This is a genomic window from Streptomyces sp. NPDC036984, from assembly GCF_055607665.1.
In genome coordinates, this window is the sequence record NZ_JBVJRL010000003.1 from 369,968 (window position 1) to 390,207 (window position 20,240).

The 20,240-nt window shown below is 73.8% G+C and carries 19 protein-coding genes; 6 read left to right on the plus strand and 13 right to left on the minus strand.

Translation table 11 applies throughout. The annotated features are described in order from the left end of the window. The first annotated feature begins 74 nt into the window (after positions 1–74). Complete coding sequence (gene hemG, locus ACZ7DL_RS08350) at positions 75–1,529, plus strand: protoporphyrinogen oxidase (RefSeq protein WP_470772429.1); 1,455 nt, start codon at positions 75–77, stop codon at positions 1,527–1,529. Positions 1,530–1,534: 5 nt separating this feature from the next. Beyond that, positions 1,535–2,266, plus strand: coding sequence for a hydrogen peroxide-dependent heme synthase (gene hemQ, locus ACZ7DL_RS08355; protein ID WP_470772430.1), 732 nt, complete (start codon positions 1,535–1,537; stop codon positions 2,264–2,266). Positions 2,267–2,377: 111 nt separating this feature from the next. Here the strand turns inward: hemQ and ACZ7DL_RS08360 are convergent, their stop codons facing one another. The 5 genes from ACZ7DL_RS08360 to ACZ7DL_RS08380 form a co-directional block, all read right to left on the minus strand. Next, positions 2,378–4,036, minus strand: coding sequence for an alpha/beta hydrolase (locus tag ACZ7DL_RS08360; RefSeq protein ID WP_470772431.1), 1,659 nt, complete (start codon positions 4,034–4,036; stop codon positions 2,378–2,380). A 150-nt stretch (positions 4,037–4,186) separates the two neighbouring features. Continuing rightward, positions 4,187–4,966 (minus strand): TIGR04222 domain-containing membrane protein, encoded by a 780-nt coding sequence (locus tag ACZ7DL_RS08365; RefSeq protein ID WP_470772433.1) that lies wholly within the window; start codon positions 4,964–4,966, stop codon positions 4,187–4,189. Positions 4,967–5,072: 106 nt separating this feature from the next. Further along, on the minus strand, positions 5,073–5,807 hold the full coding sequence (locus ACZ7DL_RS08370; protein ID WP_470772435.1) for a DUF4142 domain-containing protein: 735 nt from the start codon (positions 5,805–5,807) through the stop codon (positions 5,073–5,075). Positions 5,808–6,167: 360 nt separating this feature from the next. After that, positions 6,168–7,487 (minus strand): MbnB/TglH/ChrH family RiPP precursor modification enzyme, encoded by a 1,320-nt coding sequence (locus ACZ7DL_RS08375; protein WP_470772437.1) that lies wholly within the window; start codon positions 7,485–7,487, stop codon positions 6,168–6,170. Between the two features lie 158 nt (positions 7,488–7,645). After that, a complete protein-coding gene (locus tag ACZ7DL_RS08380) occupies positions 7,646–8,362 on the minus strand; it encodes a peptidyl-tRNA hydrolase (RefSeq protein WP_470772439.1) in 717 nt (238 codons plus the stop codon). A 166-nt stretch (positions 8,363–8,528) separates the two neighbouring features. Here ACZ7DL_RS08380 and ACZ7DL_RS08385 point away from each other — a divergent pair, with 166 nt between their 5' ends. Together ACZ7DL_RS08385 and ACZ7DL_RS08390 are read left to right on the plus strand one after the other, a co-directional pair. After that, positions 8,529–9,404 (plus strand): ABC transporter ATP-binding protein, encoded by an 876-nt coding sequence (locus tag ACZ7DL_RS08385; protein ID WP_470772441.1) that lies wholly within the window; start codon positions 8,529–8,531, stop codon positions 9,402–9,404. After that, positions 9,401–10,072, plus strand: a complete 672-nt coding sequence (locus tag ACZ7DL_RS08390; protein WP_470772442.1) for an ABC transporter — start codon at positions 9,401–9,403, stop codon at positions 10,070–10,072. The genes ACZ7DL_RS08385 and ACZ7DL_RS08390 overlap by 4 nt, the downstream gene beginning before the upstream one ends. A gap of 22 nt (positions 10,073–10,094) precedes the next feature. Here the strand turns inward: ACZ7DL_RS08390 and ACZ7DL_RS08395 are convergent, their stop codons facing one another. The 8 genes from ACZ7DL_RS08395 to zapE all read right to left on the minus strand — a co-directional run bounded on the left by ACZ7DL_RS08395 (position 10,095) and on the right by zapE (position 18,516). After that, complete coding sequence (locus tag ACZ7DL_RS08395; RefSeq protein ID WP_470772443.1) at positions 10,095–10,277, minus strand: hypothetical protein; 183 nt, start codon at positions 10,275–10,277, stop codon at positions 10,095–10,097. A gap of 18 nt (positions 10,278–10,295) precedes the next feature. Further along, the gene (locus ACZ7DL_RS08400) at positions 10,296–11,129 is read right to left on the minus strand and encodes a polysaccharide deacetylase family protein (protein ID WP_470772444.1); all 834 of its coding nucleotides are present in this window, start codon (positions 11,127–11,129) and stop codon (positions 10,296–10,298) included. A gap of 93 nt (positions 11,130–11,222) precedes the next feature. After that, entirely contained in the window at positions 11,223–12,746 is a 1,524-nt protein-coding gene (locus tag ACZ7DL_RS08405; RefSeq protein WP_470772446.1) for an FAD-dependent oxidoreductase, read from the minus strand. Positions 12,747–12,774: 28 nt separating this feature from the next. After that, on the minus strand, positions 12,775–13,644 hold the full coding sequence (locus tag ACZ7DL_RS08410; RefSeq protein ID WP_470772447.1) for a PPK2 family polyphosphate kinase: 870 nt from the start codon (positions 13,642–13,644) through the stop codon (positions 12,775–12,777). Between the two features lie 71 nt (positions 13,645–13,715). Further along, on the minus strand, positions 13,716–14,534 hold the full coding sequence (locus ACZ7DL_RS08415; RefSeq protein ID WP_470772448.1) for a slipin family protein: 819 nt from the start codon (positions 14,532–14,534) through the stop codon (positions 13,716–13,718). A 118-nt stretch (positions 14,535–14,652) separates the two neighbouring features. Next, positions 14,653–16,131 (minus strand): SulP family inorganic anion transporter, encoded by a 1,479-nt coding sequence (locus ACZ7DL_RS08420; RefSeq protein WP_470772449.1) that lies wholly within the window; start codon positions 16,129–16,131, stop codon positions 14,653–14,655. A gap of 8 nt (positions 16,132–16,139) precedes the next feature. Continuing rightward, positions 16,140–16,718, minus strand: coding sequence for a carbonic anhydrase (locus tag ACZ7DL_RS08425; RefSeq protein ID WP_470772451.1), 579 nt, complete (start codon positions 16,716–16,718; stop codon positions 16,140–16,142). A gap of 694 nt (positions 16,719–17,412) precedes the next feature. Then, positions 17,413–18,516 (minus strand): cell division protein ZapE, encoded by a 1,104-nt coding sequence (gene zapE / locus ACZ7DL_RS08430; RefSeq protein ID WP_470772453.1) that lies wholly within the window; start codon positions 18,514–18,516, stop codon positions 17,413–17,415. A gap of 36 nt (positions 18,517–18,552) precedes the next feature. Between zapE and ACZ7DL_RS08435 the strand changes: the two genes are divergently transcribed. Further along, positions 18,553–19,518, plus strand: a complete 966-nt coding sequence (locus ACZ7DL_RS08435; protein ID WP_470772454.1) for a pyrimidine reductase family protein — start codon at positions 18,553–18,555, stop codon at positions 19,516–19,518. A 129-nt stretch (positions 19,519–19,647) separates the two neighbouring features. Beyond that, positions 19,648–20,121 (plus strand): indole-3-glycerol phosphate synthase, encoded by a 474-nt coding sequence (locus ACZ7DL_RS08440; protein WP_470772456.1) that lies wholly within the window; start codon positions 19,648–19,650, stop codon positions 20,119–20,121. The last annotated feature ends 119 nt before the right edge of the window (positions 20,122–20,240 follow it).

Genomic DNA, 20,240 nt, shown 5'->3' on the forward strand with positions numbered 1-20,240 from the left:
AGGTCACGGTCCGGACTCGTCCCGGCCACCGGGGCCCCGCGGGAGCGTCGGTGGGGTCTGAGAGAGTGGGAGGCATGAGCGCAACGGGTAGGGGCTTGGGGCACGTCGTCGTCATCGGGGCCGGTATCGCCGGGCTGGCCGCCGCGCACCGGCTGCTGGGGCGCGGGGCCCGCGTGACCGTGCTGGAGGCCGGCGACAGAGTCGGCGGCAAGCTGCTGCCCGGTGAGATCGCCGGTGTGCGGGTCGACCTGGGCGCCGAGTCCATGCTCGCCCGCCGCCCCGAGGCGGTGGCCCTCGCGCGCGAGACCGGCCTCGCCGAGCAGCTCCAGCCGCCGGCCACCGCGACCGCCTCGATCTGGACCCGGGGCGCCCTGCGGCCCATGCCCAAGGGCCATGTGATGGGCGTGCCCGGTACCGCCGCCGCGCTCTCGGGTGTGCTGTCCGACGAGGGCCTGGCCCGCATCGAGCGCGACACCGACCTGCCCCGCACGGAGATCGGCGACGACGTCGCCGTGGGGGAGTACGTGGCGGCCCGGCTCGGCCGCGAGGTCGTCGACCGGCTGGTCGAACCCCTGCTGGGCGGGGTGTACGCGGGCGACGCCTACCGCATCTCGATGCGCTCGGCCGTCCCGCAGCTCTTCCGGGCCGCCCGCGCCCACACGTCCCTCACGGAAGGCGTCCGGGAGATCCAGGCGAAGGCCGCCGCGCAGCAGCAGACCGGGCCGGTCTTCACGGGCATCGCCGGCGGGGTCGGGCTGCTGCCGCTCGCGGTCGCCGAGTCGGTGCGCGCCCGGGGCGGCGAGATCGTGACCGGGACGCCCGCGCGCGCTCTGCGCCGCGAGGCGTCCGGCGGCTGGCGGATCACCGCCGGGGAGCGCATGCTGCACGCCGACGCGGTGATCGTCGCCGTGCCCGCCCCGGCCGCCGCCGAGCTGCTGCGCGCCGAGTCCCCGGGAGCCGCCGTCGAGCTGGCCGCCGTCGAGTACGCCTCGATGGCCCTGATCACCCTCGCCTACCGGCGCGCCGGCCTGCGCCTGCCCGAGGGCAGCGGCTTCCTGGTGCCGCCCGTCGACGGCCGCACCATCAAGGCGTCCACGTTCGCCTCCCAGAAATGGGGCTGGGTCGCCGAGGAGGACCCGGACGTGGTCGTGCTGCGCACCTCCGTCGGCCGCTACGGCGAGACGGAGGTGCTCGGCCGGGACGACGCCGACCTGGTGGAGGTCTCCCGGCACGACCTGCGGGAGGCCACCGGCCTGGACGCCGTACCGCTCGAGACCCGGGTCACCCGCTGGACCGACGGCCTGCCCCAGTACCCCGTCGGGCACCACGCGCGCGTGGCCCGCATCCGCGAGCAGGTCGCGAAGCTCCCGGGGCTCGCGGTGTGCGGCGCGCAGTACGACGGCGTCGGCATCCCGGCGTGCATCGCGAGCGCGTACGCGGCGGTGGACCAGCTGGACGGAGACCTGAGCGGTGTGGAGGAGCTCACCGCCAACCCGGTGCAGAGTCTCCACGGAGGAGCGGGAGAATAAGGGACATGAGTGACGACGCCCCCACCACCGAGTCCGGCAGGATCCCGAACAAGGGCAAGCTGGCCAAGGACCTCAACGAGGTCATCCGCTACACCCTCTGGTCGGTCTTCAAGCTGAAGGACGCGCTGCCGGAGGACCGCGCGGGATACGCCGACGAGGTCCAGGAGCTGTTCGACCAGCTCGCCGCCAAGGACGTGACGATCCGCGGCACCTACGACGTCTCCGGCCTGCGCGCCGACGCCGACCTCATGATCTGGTGGCACGCCGAGACCAGCGACCAGCTCCAGGAGGCGTACAACCTCTTCCGCCGCACGAAGCTGGGCCGCGCGCTCACGCCCGTGTGGTCGAACATGGCGCTGCACCGCCCGGCCGAGTTCAACCGCTCGCACATCCCGGCGTTCCTCGCCGACGAGACGCCGCGCAACTACGTGAGCGTCTACCCGTTCGTGCGTTCCTACGACTGGTACCTGCTGCCCGACGAGGACCGCCGCCGCATGCTCGCCGACCACGGCAAGATGGCCCGCGGCTTCCCGGACGTGCGCGCCAACACGGTCGCCTCGTTCTCCCTCGGTGACTACGAGTGGATCCTGGCCTTCGAGGCCGACGAGCTGTACCGCATCGTCGACCTCATGCGCCACCTGCGCGCCTCCGAGGCCCGGATGCACGTCCGCGAGGAGATCCCGTTCTTCACGGGCCGCCGCAAGGACATCGCGGAACTGGTGGCGGGCCTGGCCTAGGCGCCCCGAAGGGCGCGGGGCTGTATCGCCAGGCGGCTCCGCCGCGCGGGCGCGACCGCCACGATGCTCCCGCACCCGCCGGACGGCACAGCGCGCACCCCGGCAGGCGGCCTAACGCAGGTCGCCCTTCCCCTTGAGGGCCTCCCGCTGGACCTTCTCACCGGCCGGACCGCCGGAGGCAACCGGTTCAGGGCGCGGCGCGCACGACGCGTGCCGCGCCGGGATCCGGTCCGCCAGCAGATAGGCGTCCAAGTAGCCGTTGACGCACTTGTTCGGGCCGCCCCCGATGCCGTGCGTGCCCGCGTCCCGCTCGGTCACCAGCACCGAGCCGGCCAGCCGCCGGTTCATCTCCAACGCGCCCGCGTACGGCGCGGCGGCATCCCGCTCGGCCGCCAGGATGAGCACCGGCGGCAGCTCACCCGGCCCGGTCCGCACGTCCAGCGGCCGCTGCCGGGGCGCCGGCCAGTAGGCGCACGGCAGGTTCATCCACACGTTGTCCCAGGTCTCGAACGGCGCGACCCGGGCGAGTCGCGTGTTGTCGCGGTCCCACACCTTCCAGTCGGCCGGCCAGGGCGCGTCGTTGCACTCGACGGCCGTGTACACCGCGCTGCCGTTCTCCGCCTCGGCGGCCGACTCCGGGCTCGGCGCGGCCAGCCGGACCAGCCTCTCGGGGTCACCGCGCAGAAAGGCCGAGAGGGCCTCGGCCCGGCTCGGCCAGAAGTCGTCGTAGTAGCCGGCGGTCAGGAACACGTTCTGGAGCTGGCCGGGACCGACCTTGCCGGCCGCCGCCTTCCCGGCCAGCCGCTCGCGCGCGGTGTCGTAGCTGCGCTGCACCTTCGCGGGCGTGTCACCGAGCCGGTAGACGTCGTCGTGCCGGGCGATCCAGTCGCGGAAGTCCGCCCAGCGCTCCTCGAAGGCGGCCGACTGGTCGAGGTTGCTGCGGTACCAGATCTTCTCCGGGTCCGGGTTCACCGCCGAGTCCAGCACCATGCGCCGCACGTGGGAGGGGAACATCGTCGCGTACAGCGCGCCGAAGTAGGTGCCGTACGACGCCCCCATGAACGTCAGCCGGTTCTCGCCCAGCGCCGCCCGCAGCACGTCCAGGTCCCGGGCGTTGTCGAGCGAGGTGTAGAACCGCAGCCGGCTGCCGGACCGCCGGGCGCAGCCGCGGGCGTGCGCCTTCGCCTGGGCGATGCGCTGCTGCTTGTACGCCTCCGACGGGTGCGTCGGGGACCCGGTGGGCGCCTTGAAGAAGCGCTTCGGGTCCTCGCAGGACAGCGGCGCGGACCGGCCCACCCCGCGCGGGGCGTAGCCGACGAGGTCGTAGGCGGCGGCGATCCGCTTCCATTGGGGGACCGTGCCGATGAGCGGGAAGTACATGCCGGATGCGCCGGGGCCGCCCGGGTTGTAGACCAGGGCACCCCGCCGGGGCACCTTCCGCTTGCTGTTGTGCGGGTCCTTCTGGGTGGCCCGGGCACGGCTGACGGTCAGCTGGATCTGCTTGCCGTCGGGGTGGGTGTAGTCCAGCGGGACGGTCACCGTGCCGCACCGTACGTCGGCCGGCGCCTTCGGCACGTCGTCGGGGGAGCAGGGGCCGAAGTCGATGCCGGCCGCCCGGGCACGGGCCACGGCCACCCCGGTGCCGTGCAGTTCGGCCGTGTCGGGGGCACCCGGCGTGCCCGGGGTGCCGGGTGTGCCGCCCGCCGGGGCCGCGGCCAGGGTGGTCAGGAGCAAGGACCCGGCGGCCGAGTAGAGGGCGGCAGCTTTCATCGCGTATCCCTTCGGTGCGCGGCGGCGATGGCACGGCTGCCACGGCCCGGCGACGACACAAGGGATGTTTCGTTCGGTTGTGGGGGAAGGCAAGCACCACCCGGCCGGTGTCGGCGCCAATGCCCCCTGTGCGCCCCTCGAAAGCCGCCCTCACTCCCGCCAGGGCTGGTCGCGGTGGGTGAAGGCCGCGCGCAGCTCCGGCTCGCCGATCGCACGGATGCCCCGGACGGCGACCGAGGTGAGGAGCGACCGCTCGTCACCGGCCGGCCTCCCGGTCAGGGCGATCAGCAGCCGCTGCCCGGCCGGGGAGGCCCAGCGCGAGTAGGGATGCACCTCGAACCGGGCGATGGCCAGGCAGCTCAGCGACAGCGTCAGGGGCAGCGCGAACCACAGGCCCACCAGCAGGCGGGGCGTATCGGTCTGGAAGGGCAGCAGCAGCGCGGTCACGCCCAGCGCCGCCACGGCCAGCGCGGCGGCCCGCACCTGGCGGACAACGGCCCCCACGCTGGTCCCCGCGCCCTCGGGCACCGCGAGCCCCGCGCGCACCAGCCCGTCGGCCAGCCGGCGCACGGCCTCGGCGCCGGCCGCCCGGGCCCGTACCGGCGCGATCCGCGACTGCCCCTCGGGCCCTATGGCCCCTATGACGGACCGCTCCATCTCGTCCCGCCCCCGCGGGTCCACGACCGTGGCCCAGCCGGTGTGCGCGAGCAGCAGCCGGCGCTGGCGGGCCATGGAGACCAGGGTGACATCGGCGACCCGTGCCGGGCCGCCGGAGAGGAAGGCCGCCTCGTACAGCGTCAGATCACGCTCCCGGTCCGCCGGCGCGTCGCGCATGTCCACGGCTGCCGCGCGGACGGCCGTCAGGCACAGCCGGGCGCAGGCCGTACCGGCGAACGCCCAGGCCAGGAGCAGGAGAAGGACCCAGAACATGACGTGTTTGTAAGCCAGGGGACCGGGTGAACGCCATGCCTTTTCAGCATCCGGACGGAGTGTTGTAGGTATGTGACGTTCCGTTTCCCGGGCCGGTCAGCGGCGGTCACAGACCGTCAGGGGCACCGTCTCCCGGCGAGGGAGCGACCGGTACCGCCGCGCTCGGGTCGACCTCCGGCGGGGTCGGCACCGGGGACGCGGAGACCGTCAGCTCCTCGGCCAGCCCGGCGAAGTCGACGTAGCCCGTCGCCTCCAGGACCTTGATGTGGTCCAGCACGGTCGCGTTGGCGTCGTCGGCGAGATCGCGGACCAGGGAGTTCTGGGTGCCGGCCCGGACTTGGGCGACCAGGGAGAACACCCGGCCGTGCGCGAGCCGCAGAATCGCGGCGAACTGGCGGTCGAAGTCCTGCCCCTGGGCCGCGTTCAGGGTGGCGAGCCACTCCTTCTGCTGCGCGTTGGGCTCGTTGGGCAGGGCAGCGCCCAGCTGGGTCGCGACCGTCCGGACATGCGCGTCCAGGGAGGTGTGGCCGTCGACCAAGTGCCGGCCGGCGGTGCGGACGGCCGCCGTGGTCCCCTTGTGCTGTGCCAGCTCTCCGGCGGGCAGCTCCCACAGGCCCGCGAGGCGGACCTTGGTGATGAAGTCCCGGTCCTGAGCCGACAGCGGACCGAACGGGGTCGTCACCGTCTGTGCGCTCAGCACGCTCGCGCTCGCCGGGTCCTGCCGGTCGGCGTACGACCAGAGCGGGACCAGCAGCGCGACGACCGTGGCCGCGAGGGCGGTGATGATGAGTCCGGTGCCGCTGAGTATGCCTCGGCCGTGGACGGGGGGACGCGGTCGCATGGTGCCTCCTGCACCGCACGCCGGGGGTGCTTGGGGGGTGGGTGCGGGGTTGGCATATTACTGGGCGGCCGGGACCGGCTTTCGTGCGCAGGCACGTCGTGGCCGGTCGTCCGCGGCGCAGGCCGCGAATCGGCCGGGTGCGTCGTGGCCGGTCGCGCTCACGAGGCGGAGGCACGTATCGGGCAGGTAGGTGCGGCCGGTCGCGCTCAGGCGGCGGAGGCCGCCTACCGAGCAGGTGCGTGCGGCCGGTCGCGCCCACGCGGCGGAGCCGCGCGTCGAGGCAGCCCCGCGCTCCTCCGCAGCGGGCTGCCGCACGTCGAGGCAGCCCCGCGCTCCTCGGGAGCGCGCAGCCGCACCGGCTCAGCCCCGGCGCCGCAGCACCCGGGCCGCAAGCCCCCGCCGGCGCGGCGCCGGTCCGGACCGGTCCAGCCACCAGTCCCGCAGTTCCCGCCGCGCCCCCGCACCCGCCGGCCGCCCCAGCTTCAGCAGATGCCCGGCGAAGTCCAGCGCGTCCTGCCGGTACCCGCCCCGCATCGGCCGCTGCCGCGCGTACTCCAGGAACGCCTCCCGGTACGCCGCCCCCAGCATCACCGGCAGTTCGGGCGCCACCTTGGCCACCACACCCGCCCGCTTCGCCGCGAGCGCCCGAGCCTGCACCCCCATCCGCACCCGGTCGAACCCCTCCGGCACCGGCGTCCCCGCGACCAGGGACGACAGCACGGCGGTCTGCGCCACCCCGACCCGCTCACGCACACCGGCCACCGGCCGCGCCAGCACACCGACAGCCCCGGCCCCCGAGCCGGCGGCGCCCGCCGGCACCGTACCCCCGGCCGCCGTACCCCGTGCCGCGCGCGCCCGACCCGCGGCGACAGCACCCCGAATGGCCGCCAATTCCCGCTCCAGCTCGGCCGGTTCGGGGAAGTCCTCGTCCCGTTCCAGCAGTACCCCGGGCGGCGCGACGCGGGCGGCGAGGCCGGTGAGGATGTCCAGTACCGGGCGTGGCACGGGGTGGGCGTGGCTGTCGTGCCAGACGCCGTCGCGTGCGAAGCCGCCCGCGACATGGACGTAGGCGATCGCCTCCAGGGGCAGCGCGGCCAGCGCCTCGGCCGGGTCCTCGCCACGGTTGACGTGGTTGGTGTGCAGGTTGGCCACGTCGATCAGCAGCCGTACGCCGGTCCGCTCGACCAGCTCGGACAGGAACTGACCCTCGGTCAGCTCCTCGTCCGGCCAGGAGAACAGCGCGGCGATGTTCTCCAGGGCCAGCGGCACCGGCAGCGCGTCCTGGGCGATACGGACGTTCTCGCACAGCACGTCCAGGGCGTCCCGGGTGCGCGGCACGGGCAGCAGATGGCCGGCCTCCAGCGGCGGTGACGCGGTGAGGGCGCCGCCCGCCCGGACGAACGCGATGTGCTCGGTGACCAGGGGCGCCCCGAGGGCCTCCGCCCGCTCGGCGAGCGCGGTCAGCCGCCCCTCGTCGGGACGGTCCGCGCCGCCGAGACCGAGGGAGACGCCGTGCGGGACCACCGTCACCCCGCGTTCGCGCAGGCGCAGCAGCGACTCCGGGAGGTGACCGGGGCAGGCGTTCTCCGCCACGACCTCCACCCAGTCGATGCCCGGCATGCGCTCCACGGCGTCGGCGATCTCCGGCCGCCACCCGATCCCCGTCCCCAGTCGCCACATGGTTCCTCCCCCTCCTCGGCAGCTTGCTCGCGCGTCGAGTGAGGGGGGTATGGCCCCGGCGAACGGCCCCGAACCTCCCGTGCCCCCGGTTCAGAGCAACATTTGAGGTTCAGCCCCGGCTCCTCACCGGCGCGCGGGCCCCTGTCCGGTCCGGCCCCTCAGCGCAGCGCGGGATGGTCGGCGACCACCGTGCACGACCCCGGTGCGATCTCCGTGAAGCCGGCGTCGCGTACCACCGGCAGGGCGCCGCTGGTGAGCCGGGGCCAGTCGGCGGGGGCGGCCGGGCGGACGGCGAGCGGGAAGCCCGCGTCCCGCCAAGCGGTGCGGTCGGGGCCGGAGAGCGCCCACCAGGCCAGCTGGGCACCGTGGCCGGCCTGGGCCATCGCCTTGCCCGCCGACATCTCCAGGTCCGGGTTCAGCCACAGCACGGGCCGCGCCGGCTCGGCGGCGGCGGGCGGCTCCGGGTCGTCCAGCTCGGTGCCCGACACCTGGAGCTTCGCCAGGTCCTTGGGCCAGCCGTCCAGGGGGATCGGCGGGAAGACGCGGACCTCCGCGGACGTGCCGGTCACCGTGATTCCGGGCAGTGCCTCGGCGCGCCGCCACTCGGCGCCCCGGGCCCGCCGCACCACCTTCCGGATCCGCGCGTCCTCCCAGTTCCGCACCGCCTCGGCCCACTCCCCGTCGCCGTGCGCGCGCTCGTCGCCGAGCAGCACGAGGACGGCCCGGGCGGCCGTCTCCAGCGCGTCGGTACGGGCGGGCGGTGCGCTCCGCTCGATCCGTACGACGAGCGGCAGCACGAACTGCGGCGCCTCGTCGCGGGCCTGGCGTGCGGGCCGGAGGGAACTGTCGGCGGAGGGTGCGGGAACGTGGCTCACGGAAGCCCACCCTACGAAGCCGCGTCCGGGCCGATCAACGCGCGGTGCCCCGGGCGGACGTTCCGGCGACCGGCGATGAACCACCGGCCACGCTCACCCGTCCTGATCACCGGAGGGGGGAGTGCAGATGATCCATTACGTCGAGAAGGACTGCACACAATGACTCATGCACCGTGATCTGCGCCTGACCGCCGTGGGCCGCCGCTACGGCATCCGCGGCCCGTGGGTGTTACGAGGCGTCGACCTCGCCATCGCCCCCGGCACCCTCACCCGGATCGAAGGGGCGAACGGAACCGGCAAGTCCACCCTGCTCCGGCTGCTCGCCCGGCTCGACGCGCCCAGCGAGGGCCGGATCACCGGCCGCCCGCGCACGGCGTACGTGCCCGAGCGGTTCCCGTCCGCCCTGCCGTTCACCGCCGCCGGCTATCTGACCCACCTCGGCGCCGTCCACGGCCTCGGCCGGAAGGCCGCCGCCCACGCCGCGGGAACCTGGCTGGAGCGGTTCGGCGCGGGCGCGTACGCCGGTACGCCGATGACGCGGCTGTCCAAGGGCAGCAGCCAGAAGGTCGCCGTGGCCCAGGCGCTGCTCGGCGACCCGGAGCTGCTGGTGCTGGACGAGGCGTGGACCGGCCTCGACGCGGCGGCGCGGGACGAGCTGGAGCGGGCGGTCGCCGAGCGGACGGCCGCCGGCGGCGCGGTGGTGTTCGTGGACCACGACCCGCGCCGCCTCGCCGGGGCACCGGACGCCACCTACACGGTGCTCGACGGCGCCCTGCACCGCCGTACCGGCAGTGGTGGTTCGCCGGCCGGGCCGGTCACGCTCGTCAGCGCGCAGGGGCCGGCGGGCGGGCAGCTGCCGCCCGACGTGGTCCGGGCCGCCGTGTCCACCGAGGAGACCGCCCCCGGCAGCTACCGCCTCGCCGTCCCCGCCTCCCACTCCGACGTCCTGCTGCGCGCCCTGCTCACGGCCCGCCCGCCCTGGCACGTGGTGCGCGTCGAACCCGCCGGCGCACCGCCCCCCGACCCCGGAAGCCGTCCATGACCGCACTCCTGCGCTACCAGGCCGACCTGCTGCTGCGCTCCCAACGCTGGCTGCCGCCGGTGATCCTCTACGCCGTGTTCCTGGGGATCGGGGTGCGCGGCGGCGAGCCGGTCCTGGACTCGCTCGGCTACGCGGCCGCCGCCCTGCTGCCGGTGGCGGCCTGGCTGGTGCGGATCTGTGCCACCGGCGAGCCGGACGCGGCCCGGACCTGCGTCGCTGCCGCCCGCGGCCCCGCCCGGGCGCACCTCGCCTGCCTGCTCACCGCCCTGCTCGCGGCCGTACTGCTCGGCGTGACCGCCACCGTGGTGGTGACGCTGATCAGCGACCCGGCGAGCAACGGCCACCGGGTGCACGTCCCCCCGCTGCGGGCCGCGGCGGCCGGGCTGCCGGCCGCCCTCGCCTGCGCGCTGCTCGGCAGCGCCGTCGGCGCGCTCACCAACCGGCCGGTGCTGCGTTCCACCGGCCGCGCGGTGCCCGCGATGCTGCTGGGCGCGCTGCTCGCGGTGGTCCTCACCGGCTCCCCGGCGCAGGCCGCGGTGAGCGGCCTGGTCACCGGCTCGCAGTCCGGCCGGGCGCCGCTGCCGCTGCTGTCGCTGGTGGGCGCGGCCCTGCTCACGGCCGCGGCCTTCGCCGTCGCGGCCGGGCTCACCGCCCGCAGGTCACCCTGAACGCACCGCACAGCGGAGCCGTTCACCCGGAACAAGCGGTGCGCTGTGCCTCCTGCCACTCGCACCGGGGGCACAGCGTGATGCCCTTGTACGACTCCGGGTACTCCGTAGGCTCCCGGCACAGTACGCACTCCGCGTACGGCGGCCCGTCGGCCTTCGCCGGCTTCACCGCCTCGACGATCGTGCAGTAGTCCTCGTCGCTCATACCCTCAGCGTAGGACGGTCACGGGTGTGCGCGGGTCTGGCCGATCAGCTCGGAGACCTTCACGAACCGGTAGCCGCGCCTGCGCAGCTCCGGGACGACCGTGCGGACGACCCGCTCGGTGGTCGGGGCGGCGCTGCGGGTGCAGTGCATGACGACCACCGAGCCCGGCTTCACCCCGTCGAGCACCTGCCGGGCCACCGCGTCGGCGTCCGTGGCGAACGCGTCGCCGCTCACCACGTCCCACTGCACCGCGGTCACCCCGAGCCCGCTGAGCGCGCGCAGCGCCCGCTGGTCGTAGCAGCCGCCGGGAAAGCGGAAGTACGGCATCGGGTTCGGCACGCCCGCCGTTCGGAGGGAGGCGTACGCCCGCTGGACGTCCGCCCGCATGCCGTCGGCGGCGACGGTCGGCAGGCCGTAGCAGTCGTCGGTGAAGGCGTAGTGGCTCCAGGAATGGTTGGCGACCTCGAACCGCGGGTCGTGGCCGAGATCGCGGGCCTCGGCCGGGTACTGATCGGCCCACCGGCCGGTCATGAAGACGGTCGCCGGCACCTTCAGCGTGCGCAGGGTGCCGATCAGGCCCGGGTTGTCGAAGTGCTCGCCGGAGGCCGCGCGGGGCCCCTGGTCGGCGGTCATGTCGGCGTCGAAGGTGAGCGCGACGGTCTTGCCCCGGGTGCGCGGGCCGTGCTCGAAGACCGGGGTGAGCCCACCGGGGCCCGGAGCCAGCACGGGCGGACGGGCGGGGGAGGCGGAGGCAGCGGTCGTGGCCGGACGCCCGCCTCCCCCGCTGTCGCAGGCGGCGAGGGCCGCGCCCAGGACGCAGACGGCGGTGATACGGCGTACTCGTGGGATCACCGTACGAACGTAGGGCGAGATTTCTGTTTATGAGGTGATATGACTAATGGCGCGGCCGTGCGGTCACCCGCCTGGCGGGCGGCACCGCGTGCGTCACTCCAGCTTCCGTCGCTCCAGCGGCTTGACCGCCGGGCCCTGGATCACCGTGCCGTCGACGGCGAAACGGGAGCCGTGGCACGGGCACTCCCAGGCGCCCTCGGCACGGTTGAAGGAGACCAGGCAGCCCAGGTGGGTGCAGCGGGGCGACAGGGCGTGCAGGGTGCCGTCCCCGTCCCGGTGCACGGCAAGCCGTTCGCCGCCCGCCCGTACCAGCGCACCGTCGCCGGGGGCCAGCTCGTCCACCGACGTGGGCGGTTTCAGCCGGTCGCCGACGAAGTGCCGAGCCACCTCCGCCTGCGTCTTCAACAGCGACCCGGCCTCGCGGACCACCGACTTCAGCCGCCGTGGGTCGTACAGCTCCCGCCAGGCGCAGTCCCCGCCGGTGATCAGCGCGGTCAGCAGCAGACCGCTCATGACGCCGCTGCTCATGCCCCAGCCGCCGAAGCCGGTGGCGACGTACGTGTGCCGGGCGCCCGGATGGAAGAGGCCGACCAGCGGGACCGTGTCGGTGGACGAGTTGTCCTGGGTCGCCCAGGCGTGCTCCATGGTCGCGCTCGGGAAGTGCTCTTCGGCCCAGGCGGCCAGCCGGTCGAAGCCGGCCTGCGGATCGCCGGTGCCGGGCGTGAAGTGCTCGCCGGTGATGATGAGCAGCCGCTGCCCGTCCGGGCCGTACGGCGCCGTGCGCACCGAGCGGGTGTTCTCGTCGGGGGTGATGTACGTGCCATCGGGGTCCGGGCCGTCTCCCAGCGGTCCGGCCACGACCAGTTCCCGGCGCGGGGACAGCCGGGCGAACAGCAGGGCCCGGTCGAAGACCGGGTAGTGGGTGGCGATCACGACGTCCCGGGCGGTCACCGTGGCGCCCGCCTCGGTGGTCAGCCGGCACGGGTCGCCCTCCGCCAGGCCGGTGACCCGCGTCTGCTCGTACAGCCGGCCGCCTCGCGCGAGCAGGTCGGCGGTCACCGCCCGCAGGTACTTGATCGGGTGGAACTGCGCCTGCCCGGTCACCCGGACCGCGCCCGCCACCGGGAACGGCAGCCCGGTCTCCGTGGTGAACTCGGCCGGCAGCCCCGCCGACCGGGCGGCCTCCGCCTCCGCGCGCACCTCGTCCACCCGCGACCGGTCCACCACATACGTGTACGCGTCCCTGGTCTCCCACTCGCAGTCGACGCCCAGCTCGGCCGCCAGGGCCGCCGCGTGCTCGATCGCCTCCGTCTGGGACCGGGCGTACAGCCTCGCCGCCTCCGGGCCCCGGGTGCGCCGGAGCCGGTCGTAGATCAGCGTGTGCTGGACGGTCACTTTGGCCGTGGTGTGGCCGGTGACGCCGGCCGCGGCCCGCCCGGCCTCCAGCACCGCCACCCGCCGCCCGGCCCGGGCCAGCTCATGGGCGGTGCTCAGCCCGGCGATGCCCGCGCCGATCACGGCCACGTCCACCTCGATGTCCCCGTCCAGGGCGGGGTGGGACGGCCCGGGGGCGGTCCGCAGCCAGTACGAATCGGTGACTTTCCGCTGCTCGCGCATGCCCGCCGGGTACCCCGCCCGGTCCGGGTCACGTCTGCTGCAGCAGCCGCTCCCGGCACTCCGCCACGTCGAACCCGGCCGCGGGGTAGCGCGGATCCAGTTCCCGCAGATGCTCCAGCAGCAGCCGGGTGATGGCCCAGTTGCGGTACCACTTGCGGTCGGCCGGGACCAGATACCACGGCGCGTACGGGGCCGCGCAGCGCTCCAGGGCCAGCTCGTACGCCTCCTGGTAGGCGGGCCACAGGGCGCGTTCCTCGATGTCGCCGGGGTCGAACTTCCAGTGCTTGTCGGGGCGGTCGAGGCGGCGCAGCAAGCGGCGCTTCTGCTCTGCGGGGGACACGTGCAGGAAGCACTTGACCAGGGTGACGCCGTCCTCGGCGAGGGACCGCTCGAAGTCGTTGATCAGGCCGTAGCGGCTGCCGATCTCGGCGGGCCGGGCGAGGTGCCGGACGCGGGCGACGAGGACGTCCTCGTAGTGCGAGCGGTCGAAGATGCCGATCTCGCCGGGCTCGGGCAGCGCGCGCCGCACCCGCCACAGGAAGTCGTGCCGCCGCTCCTCCTCGGTGGGTGCCTTGAACGCCGTGATCCGGCAGCCCGCCGGGTTGAGCTGGCCGATCACATGCTTGACCGTGCCGCCCTTGCCGCTGGTGTCCATGCCCTGGAGCACCAGCAGCACCCGGCGGCGGTCGCCCGCGGTGCCCGCCGCCCACAGCTGCTCCTGGAGCCTGGCCAGCCGTCTGCCGGTACGGGCGGCGTCCGCCAGCGCGGCCTCCTTGCCGTCCGGGGCGCCGGGCGTGGCCCGGGCGTCGTACCCGGCCAGATCGATCCGCTCGCCCTCCGGGAGGCGCAGCAGCTGCCGGAGGGCCTGGTCCTTCTTCCCGGCCGGGTTCTTCGGCACGGGCGCTCCTTCCGTCCGGGATCTCACGGGTCCCCGGTGCGGGCCGGGTGCCTCCAGAGTGCCCCGGCACGCTAGCCGGGATGCGCTCCGCCGTCGGTGTGCGGTGTGAGGGCCTGCTCCTGGAGCTGCGGCTGGCCGCCCCGCTCCAGGAAGTGCAGCAGCTCCACCGGGATGGGCAGGACCAGCGTGGAGTTCTTCTCGGCCGCCACCGCCATCACCGTCTGGAGCAGCCGCAGCTGGAGCGCGGCCGGTGTGCCGGACATCTGCTGGGCGGCCTCAGCGAGCTTCCTGGACGCCTGGAGTTCCGCGTCGGCGTTGATGATCCGGGCCCGGCGCTCCCGGTCCGCCTCGGCCTGGCGGGCCATCGACCGCTTCATCGTGTCGGGCAGGGACACGTCCTTGATCTCGACCCGGTCGACCTGGATGCCCCAGCCCACCGCCGGGCTGTCGATCATCAGCTCCAGGCCCTGGTTGAGCTTCTCGCGGTTGGAGAGCAGATCGTCCAGATCGCTCTTGCCGATGATCGACCGCAGGGAGGTCTGCGCCATCTGCGACACCGCGAACTTGTAGTCCTCGACCTTCACCACGGCACTCGCCGCGTCGACCACCCGGAAGTAGACCACCGCGTCCACCCGGACGGTGACATTGTCGCGGGTGATGCCCTCCTGGGCCGGGATCGGCAGGGTCACGATCTGCATGTTGACCTTCTGGAGCCGGTCCACGAAGGGGATGATCAGGTTCAGGCCCGGCGGCCGCACATCCCCCGCGACCCGGCCGAGCCGGAACAGCACACCGCGTTCGTACTGCTTGACCACCCGCGCCGCCGCCGCCAGGTACACCACACCGGCGGAGGCCACCCCCGCCAGGATCAGCAGCAGGTCCTCGACCATGGTGACCTCCTCGCCCAGAGGTCGGGTTTGTCCGCTGCTGCCACGATAGGCCCGTGGGGCCGGGATGCCGAGAGGTCACGGCGGCCCGGCCCCACGGGCGGGACTCAGTGGCGGGCGCTCACGCGGCCGTGACCAGCTTCACCGGTTCCGTGCCCGCCGCGCTGTGCCGCGCGGCCCAGTTGTCCAGGGCCGTACGGCAGGCGTGGTCCAGGTGGTGCAGCCCGGACAGGTCCAGTCGGACCGGCCGGTCCTGGGGCAGTGACTCCAGGCTGTCCAGGATCTTCGGCAGCCGCAGGAAGGTCGCGTTGCCCGACAGGTGCGCCTCGATGGGGCCCGCGCCCTTGTCCACGACCTCCAGCCGGACGTGCGAGGCCTCCCAGGCGGTCTTCACCACCGCCAGCGCGAGACCGATGAGCACGCCCTCGAACATGCTGACCGCGACGATGGAGACGGCCGTGGCGGTGAGGACCAGCGCCTCCCCGCGATGCTCGCGCCACAGTCCGGCGAGCGACCGGACCGGGATCAGCTTGGCGCCCGCGTGGATCAGGATGCCCGCGAGGGCCGGGATCGGGATGTACGCGAGCACGTCGGGCAGCAGCGCCGCGAACAGCAGCAGCCAGACTCCGTGCAGCACCCTGGAGGCCTTCGTCCGGGCGCCGGCCTGGACGTTGGTCGCGCTGCGCACGATCACCGCGGTCATCGGCAGCGCGCCGAGCGCGCCGCACACCATGTTGCCGGCGCCCTGGGCGACGAGTTCCTTGTTGTACTGGGTGCGCGGTCCCGAGTGCAGCCGGTCGACGGCCGCCGCGCTGAACAGCGACTCGGCGGACGCGATCAGGGTGAAGGCGACGACCGTGCCCAGCAGGCCGACGCCGGCCAGCTCGCCGAAGGCGCTCAGCGGCGGCGGCTGGATCGAGCCGAGCAGACCTTGCACCTCGACCGTGGCCACGGGCAGGTCCAGCGCGAACGCGGCCAGCATGGCGAGCCCGACCGCGGCGAGCGGACCGGGCAGCGCGCGGACCTTCGCCGGGGTGTGCTTCCACAGCAGCAGCACCGCGACGGTGCCCGCGCACACCGCGAGCGAGGCCAGGGCGGCGGTGTCGCCGAAGGCGTCCCAGAACGCGCCGGGCAGCTCGAAGATCTTGTCCAGGCCGGAGTCGGGTGCCTTGGTCGCCATCGCCGGGTACAGCTGCCCGGCGATGATCACCAGGCCGATGCCGGCCAGCATGCCCTCGACGACGGAGACGGAGATGGCGCGGAAGTAACGGCCGAGCCGGAGCAGGCCCATGGCCACCTGGACGACACCGGCGGCGAGCACGATCACGCCGAGCACCGGCAGCCCGAACTCCTTGATCGCCTCGAAGACGAGCACGGTCATGCCGGCTGCCGGGCCCGACACCTGAAGGCTGCTGCCGCGCATCAGTCCGGTGACGAGACCGCCCACGATGCCGGTCACCAGGCCGAGTTCGGCCGGCGCACCGGAGGCGACGGACACGCCCACGCACAGCGGCAGCGCGACCAGGAAGACCACGAGCGAGGCCGCGAAGTCCTCCTTCAGGTAGGGGAAACGGGATATGAGGGTGCGGTTGTCGGTCATCGGCGCGCTCACAAGGCCTCGAAGGTGTCGGTCTGCGGGCGGTGCGTCCGTACGGCGCCGGTGTGCACCTCGTAGTACCAGGCGTGCAGGTCCAGCTGACCCTCCTTCAGCTTCCGCTCGACGCAGGGGTACGAGCGCAGCCGCAGCAGCTGGGTCAGGACATGGCTCTGCACGCCCTCGGCGACCTCCGGGTCCTCGGCCGCGCCGGCCGGGCGCGGGGTGGCGGAGACCAGCCAGTCGCGCACGGCGGGTACGGCGTTCAGGTCGTCACCGCGCACCAGCGCGCCTACGGCGCCGCAGTGCGAGTGGCCGCAGACCACGATGTCGCGGACGCCGAGCACCTCCACGGCGTACTCGATGGTGGCGGCCTCGCTGGTCGGGTGTTCGGAGGCGTACGGCGGGACGATGTTGCCCGCGGTGCGCAGCTCGAACAGCTCGCCGGGGCGGGCGCCCGTGATCAGGGCCGGGACGACCCGGGAATCGGAGCAGGTGATGAAGAGCACCTGGGGGGACTGGCCTTCGGCGAGCTTGGCGAACTCCTCAGGGCGCTGTCCGAAGGTACGGGCGTTGTCGATGAGGGGCTGCATGTGTGTGGGTTCCTCCTGGCGCGCCTGCCTGGCGCGTCGGACTTGAACGAGATTGTGGGGGGGAGAGAGAGAGCGGCCCGGCTGTCAGCAGCGGAAGACCTGAAGCGCTGCCGATGTGTGGGCTCGGGAGGCTCTGGGGGCGCGGGGGTGCGGGGCGCCGGAGGGCTCCGACGGGCCCGCCCCGGCCGCCCGGCCGGATATGAGGGGGTGCTCCTGGGTCCACCCGGACGCGGTTCCGCGGTGGCGGTGGCACACGTGCGGGGCGCCCAGGGGTTCACCCGGGTGGCCGGGGGTGCGGACGGTGTCCGCCCCTCTCGCCCGCAGGTTGCACGGAGGGGGTGATTCCGGTCGCTCGGCCTTGGCCATTGCCTGACCGGGAGTGTGCGCGGATGCGAAGGTTCCGGCAGGGGTGAAGAGCTGGAACGCGAGCAGCGTCACGCCGAGGAGGGCGAGCAGGGTCCGGGCTGTCGTACCTCGGAACATGAGCCCCCCTCCGTTGTGTTCACGTTTCTTGTCCAGACCAAGTGTTGGTCAATGGATGGTCAAGAAACACGTTAACCCTGCAAAGTCCTTTGCAGGGTCAACTGCGCGTTACGCGCACAAGAGAGCGTGAAAAGTGCGGGTGGCGTGGCGTGAACTCGCCCTTGACCCGCAGAGGCTTGATCGACTATTGGGTGGCCGCGAGGAGGGTCGGCTAGGCGCCGATGAGGCCCTTCGCGTCCCGGGCCAGTGCGGTGAGCCGGGATATGGCGCGGAAGTACTTCTTGCGGTAGCCGCCCTTCAGCATCTCCTCGCTGAACAGCTTGTCGAAGGGCAGCCCCGAGGCCAGCACCGGGACCTCGCGGTCGTAGAGGCGGTCCGCGAGGACCACCAGCCGCAGCGCGGTGGACTGGTCCGGGACGGGCTGGACGCCGGTCAGGCAGACCGCCCGCACGCCGTCGGTCAGCGCGCCGTAGCGGCTCGGGTGCACCTTGGCCAGGTGCTCCAGCAGGTGCGGGAAGTCGTCCAGCGAGGCGCCCTCGGTGGCGAAGGCCGTCTTCATGACCTCCTCGTCGGAGAAGGGCGCCGGCGCCTCGGGCAGGCCGCGGTGGCGGTAGTCCTCGCCGTCGATGCGCAGGGCGCGGAAGTGGGCCGAGAGGCCCTGGATCTCGCGCAGGAAGTCGGCGGCGGCGAAGCGGCCCTCGCCCAGCTTGCCGGGCAGCGTGTTGGAGGTGGCGGCGAGTGCCACGCCCGCCTCGACCAGTTTGCCGAGCAGCGTCGAGACGAGGACGGTGTCGCCGGGGTCGTCCAGCTCGAACTCGTCGATGCACAGCAGGCGGTGGCCCTGAAGCGTCTGCACGGTCTTCTGGAAGCCGAGCGCCCCGACCAGGTTGGTCAGCTCCACGAAGGTGCCGAACGCCTTGAGCTCGGGCTCGGCCGGGGTGGCGTGCCAGAGCGAGGCGAGCAGGTGGGTCTTGCCGACGCCGTAGCCGCCGTCGAGGTAGACGCCCCGGGGGCCGGCCGGGGCCTTCGGGGCCTTCGGCCGCCCGAACCCGAAGAAGCCGCGCTTGCCGCCGCCGACGGCGTGCGCCCCGCCGAGTCCGGCCGCGAAGCCTTCCAGGACCCCGACGGCCTCGGTCTGGCTGGGCTGGTTCGGGTCCGGGATGTACGTGGAGAAGCGGACCGAGTCGAAGCGCGGCGGTGGCACCATCTCGGCGACCAGCCGGTCGGCGGGGACGTGCGGCTCGCGGGTGCACAGGGACAGCGGGCCCGCGTCCGGCAGAGGGCTGGATCCAGGGGCGGCGGAGGAGAACGACACGGGTTTCATGCTAAGCGCCGTGCCAGACTGCACGACATGCGACGCCTGTTCCCTGTGACCGAAGAAACAGCAGCCCAGGCCCCCGGTGGGGGCGCCGAGTCGGCCGGCCGGGGCCCGGCGGAGGAGGGGGTGAGCACGTCAGGCGCGGACGTTCGCGCCGGTGGGGCGCGTGCGGCGGCCGAGACCGCGGTGCCGGACGGTGGGGCCGAGGCGCACACCGGTGCCGGTGCGGCGGGCGCCGGAGGACCGGTCGGGGCCGCCGCGCTCGCGGACCGGGAGTGGAGTCTGGCCGAGCTGGCCGCCGCCTACGCCTACCCGGAGCCCGCCCCGGGCGCCCCGCGCCCGTGGCTGCGGGCCAACATGGTCTCCTCCCTCGACGGCGCGGCCCAGCACGAGGGCCGCTCCCAGCCCATCTCCAGCGCCACCGACATGCGGATCTTCGGCACGCTGCGGGCGCTCGCGGATGTCGTCGTGGTCGGCGCCGAAACGGTACGGCAGGAGGGGTACCGGCCGGCACGCGCGCGTGCGGAGTTCGCCGGGGCCCGCGAGGCCGCCGGACAGGGCCCGGTGCCGGCGATCGCGATCGTCACCGCGAGCCTGGAGCTGGACTTCACGCTCCCGCTGTTCACCTCGCCCCTGGTGCCCACGCTGATCCTGACCGGAGCCGCGGCCGCCCCCGACCGGGTCGCCGCCGCCGAGAAGGCCGGCGCCCGGGTGGTGATCGCCGGTGCGGGCATGGGTGTCGAGCCGGCCCGGGCGGTCCAGGCCCTCGCCGGGCTCGGGCACACCCGGCTGCTCACCGAGGGCGGCCCCCGGCTGCTCGGCCAGCTGATCGCGGCCGAGGTGCTGGACGAGCTGTGCCTGACCGTCTCGCCGATGCTCACCGCGGGGGACGCCCAGCGCATCGCCGGGGGGCCGTCGGTCGCCGTGCCGCGCCGGTTCGAGCTCGTGTCCCTGCTGGAGGAGGACGGATTTCTGTTCAGTCGTTACCGTCGGTCCTGACATCAGCGGAATGTTTCGTTCCGCTTAGCTTCCGGCGGGCAGACTTAGTCCGGCAGTACCCGTGCGATCACGGGGAAGGATGGTTTCCGCAGGGGCCCTCCCGGGCCCTCTAAGGAGAAGAGGCGCCTGGTGTTCACAAGCGTTCTGATGATCGAGAAGGCCCTGACGTCCGCCGACGTGGAGTTCGTCACCACCTTGCACGGAGACGAGCCCGTCTCCTTCCACGTGCTGCTCCAGCCCCGCGGCGACCAGGCGGACCGGCTGCTGCGGGCCATCGACGACATCGCGCTCGGCGAACTCGACGAGGCGGTGCGCGAAGGGGAGACGCCGGAGGGCCACGAGGCGCGGAGCGTGGGCCGCCAGGCCCTCGACGTGTCGCTCCAGGCGTTGCGCTCCGCGGGGAGCGCCGCGGAGGGGCGGCTGGTCGAGGATCACCCGCTGGACGCGCTGAAGTCGCTGGTCGCCGAGGTGGGCGCCGACGAGGTGATCGTGCTGACCGATCCGCACTATGTGGAGGAGTTCTTCCACCGGGACTGGGCTTCCCGGGCTCGGCACAAGGTGGGGGTGCCGGTGCTGAAGCTCTTCTCGCACAGCAAGGCGTAGGCGCCGTGGGGGCGGTGCGATTGCGGGTGCGGCGCCGTTGCGGCCTGCTCGCGCCCACGCGGCGGAGCCGCACATCGGCCCGGTCCCGCGCTCCTGGGGTCGGACCGGTGCCCTCCTTG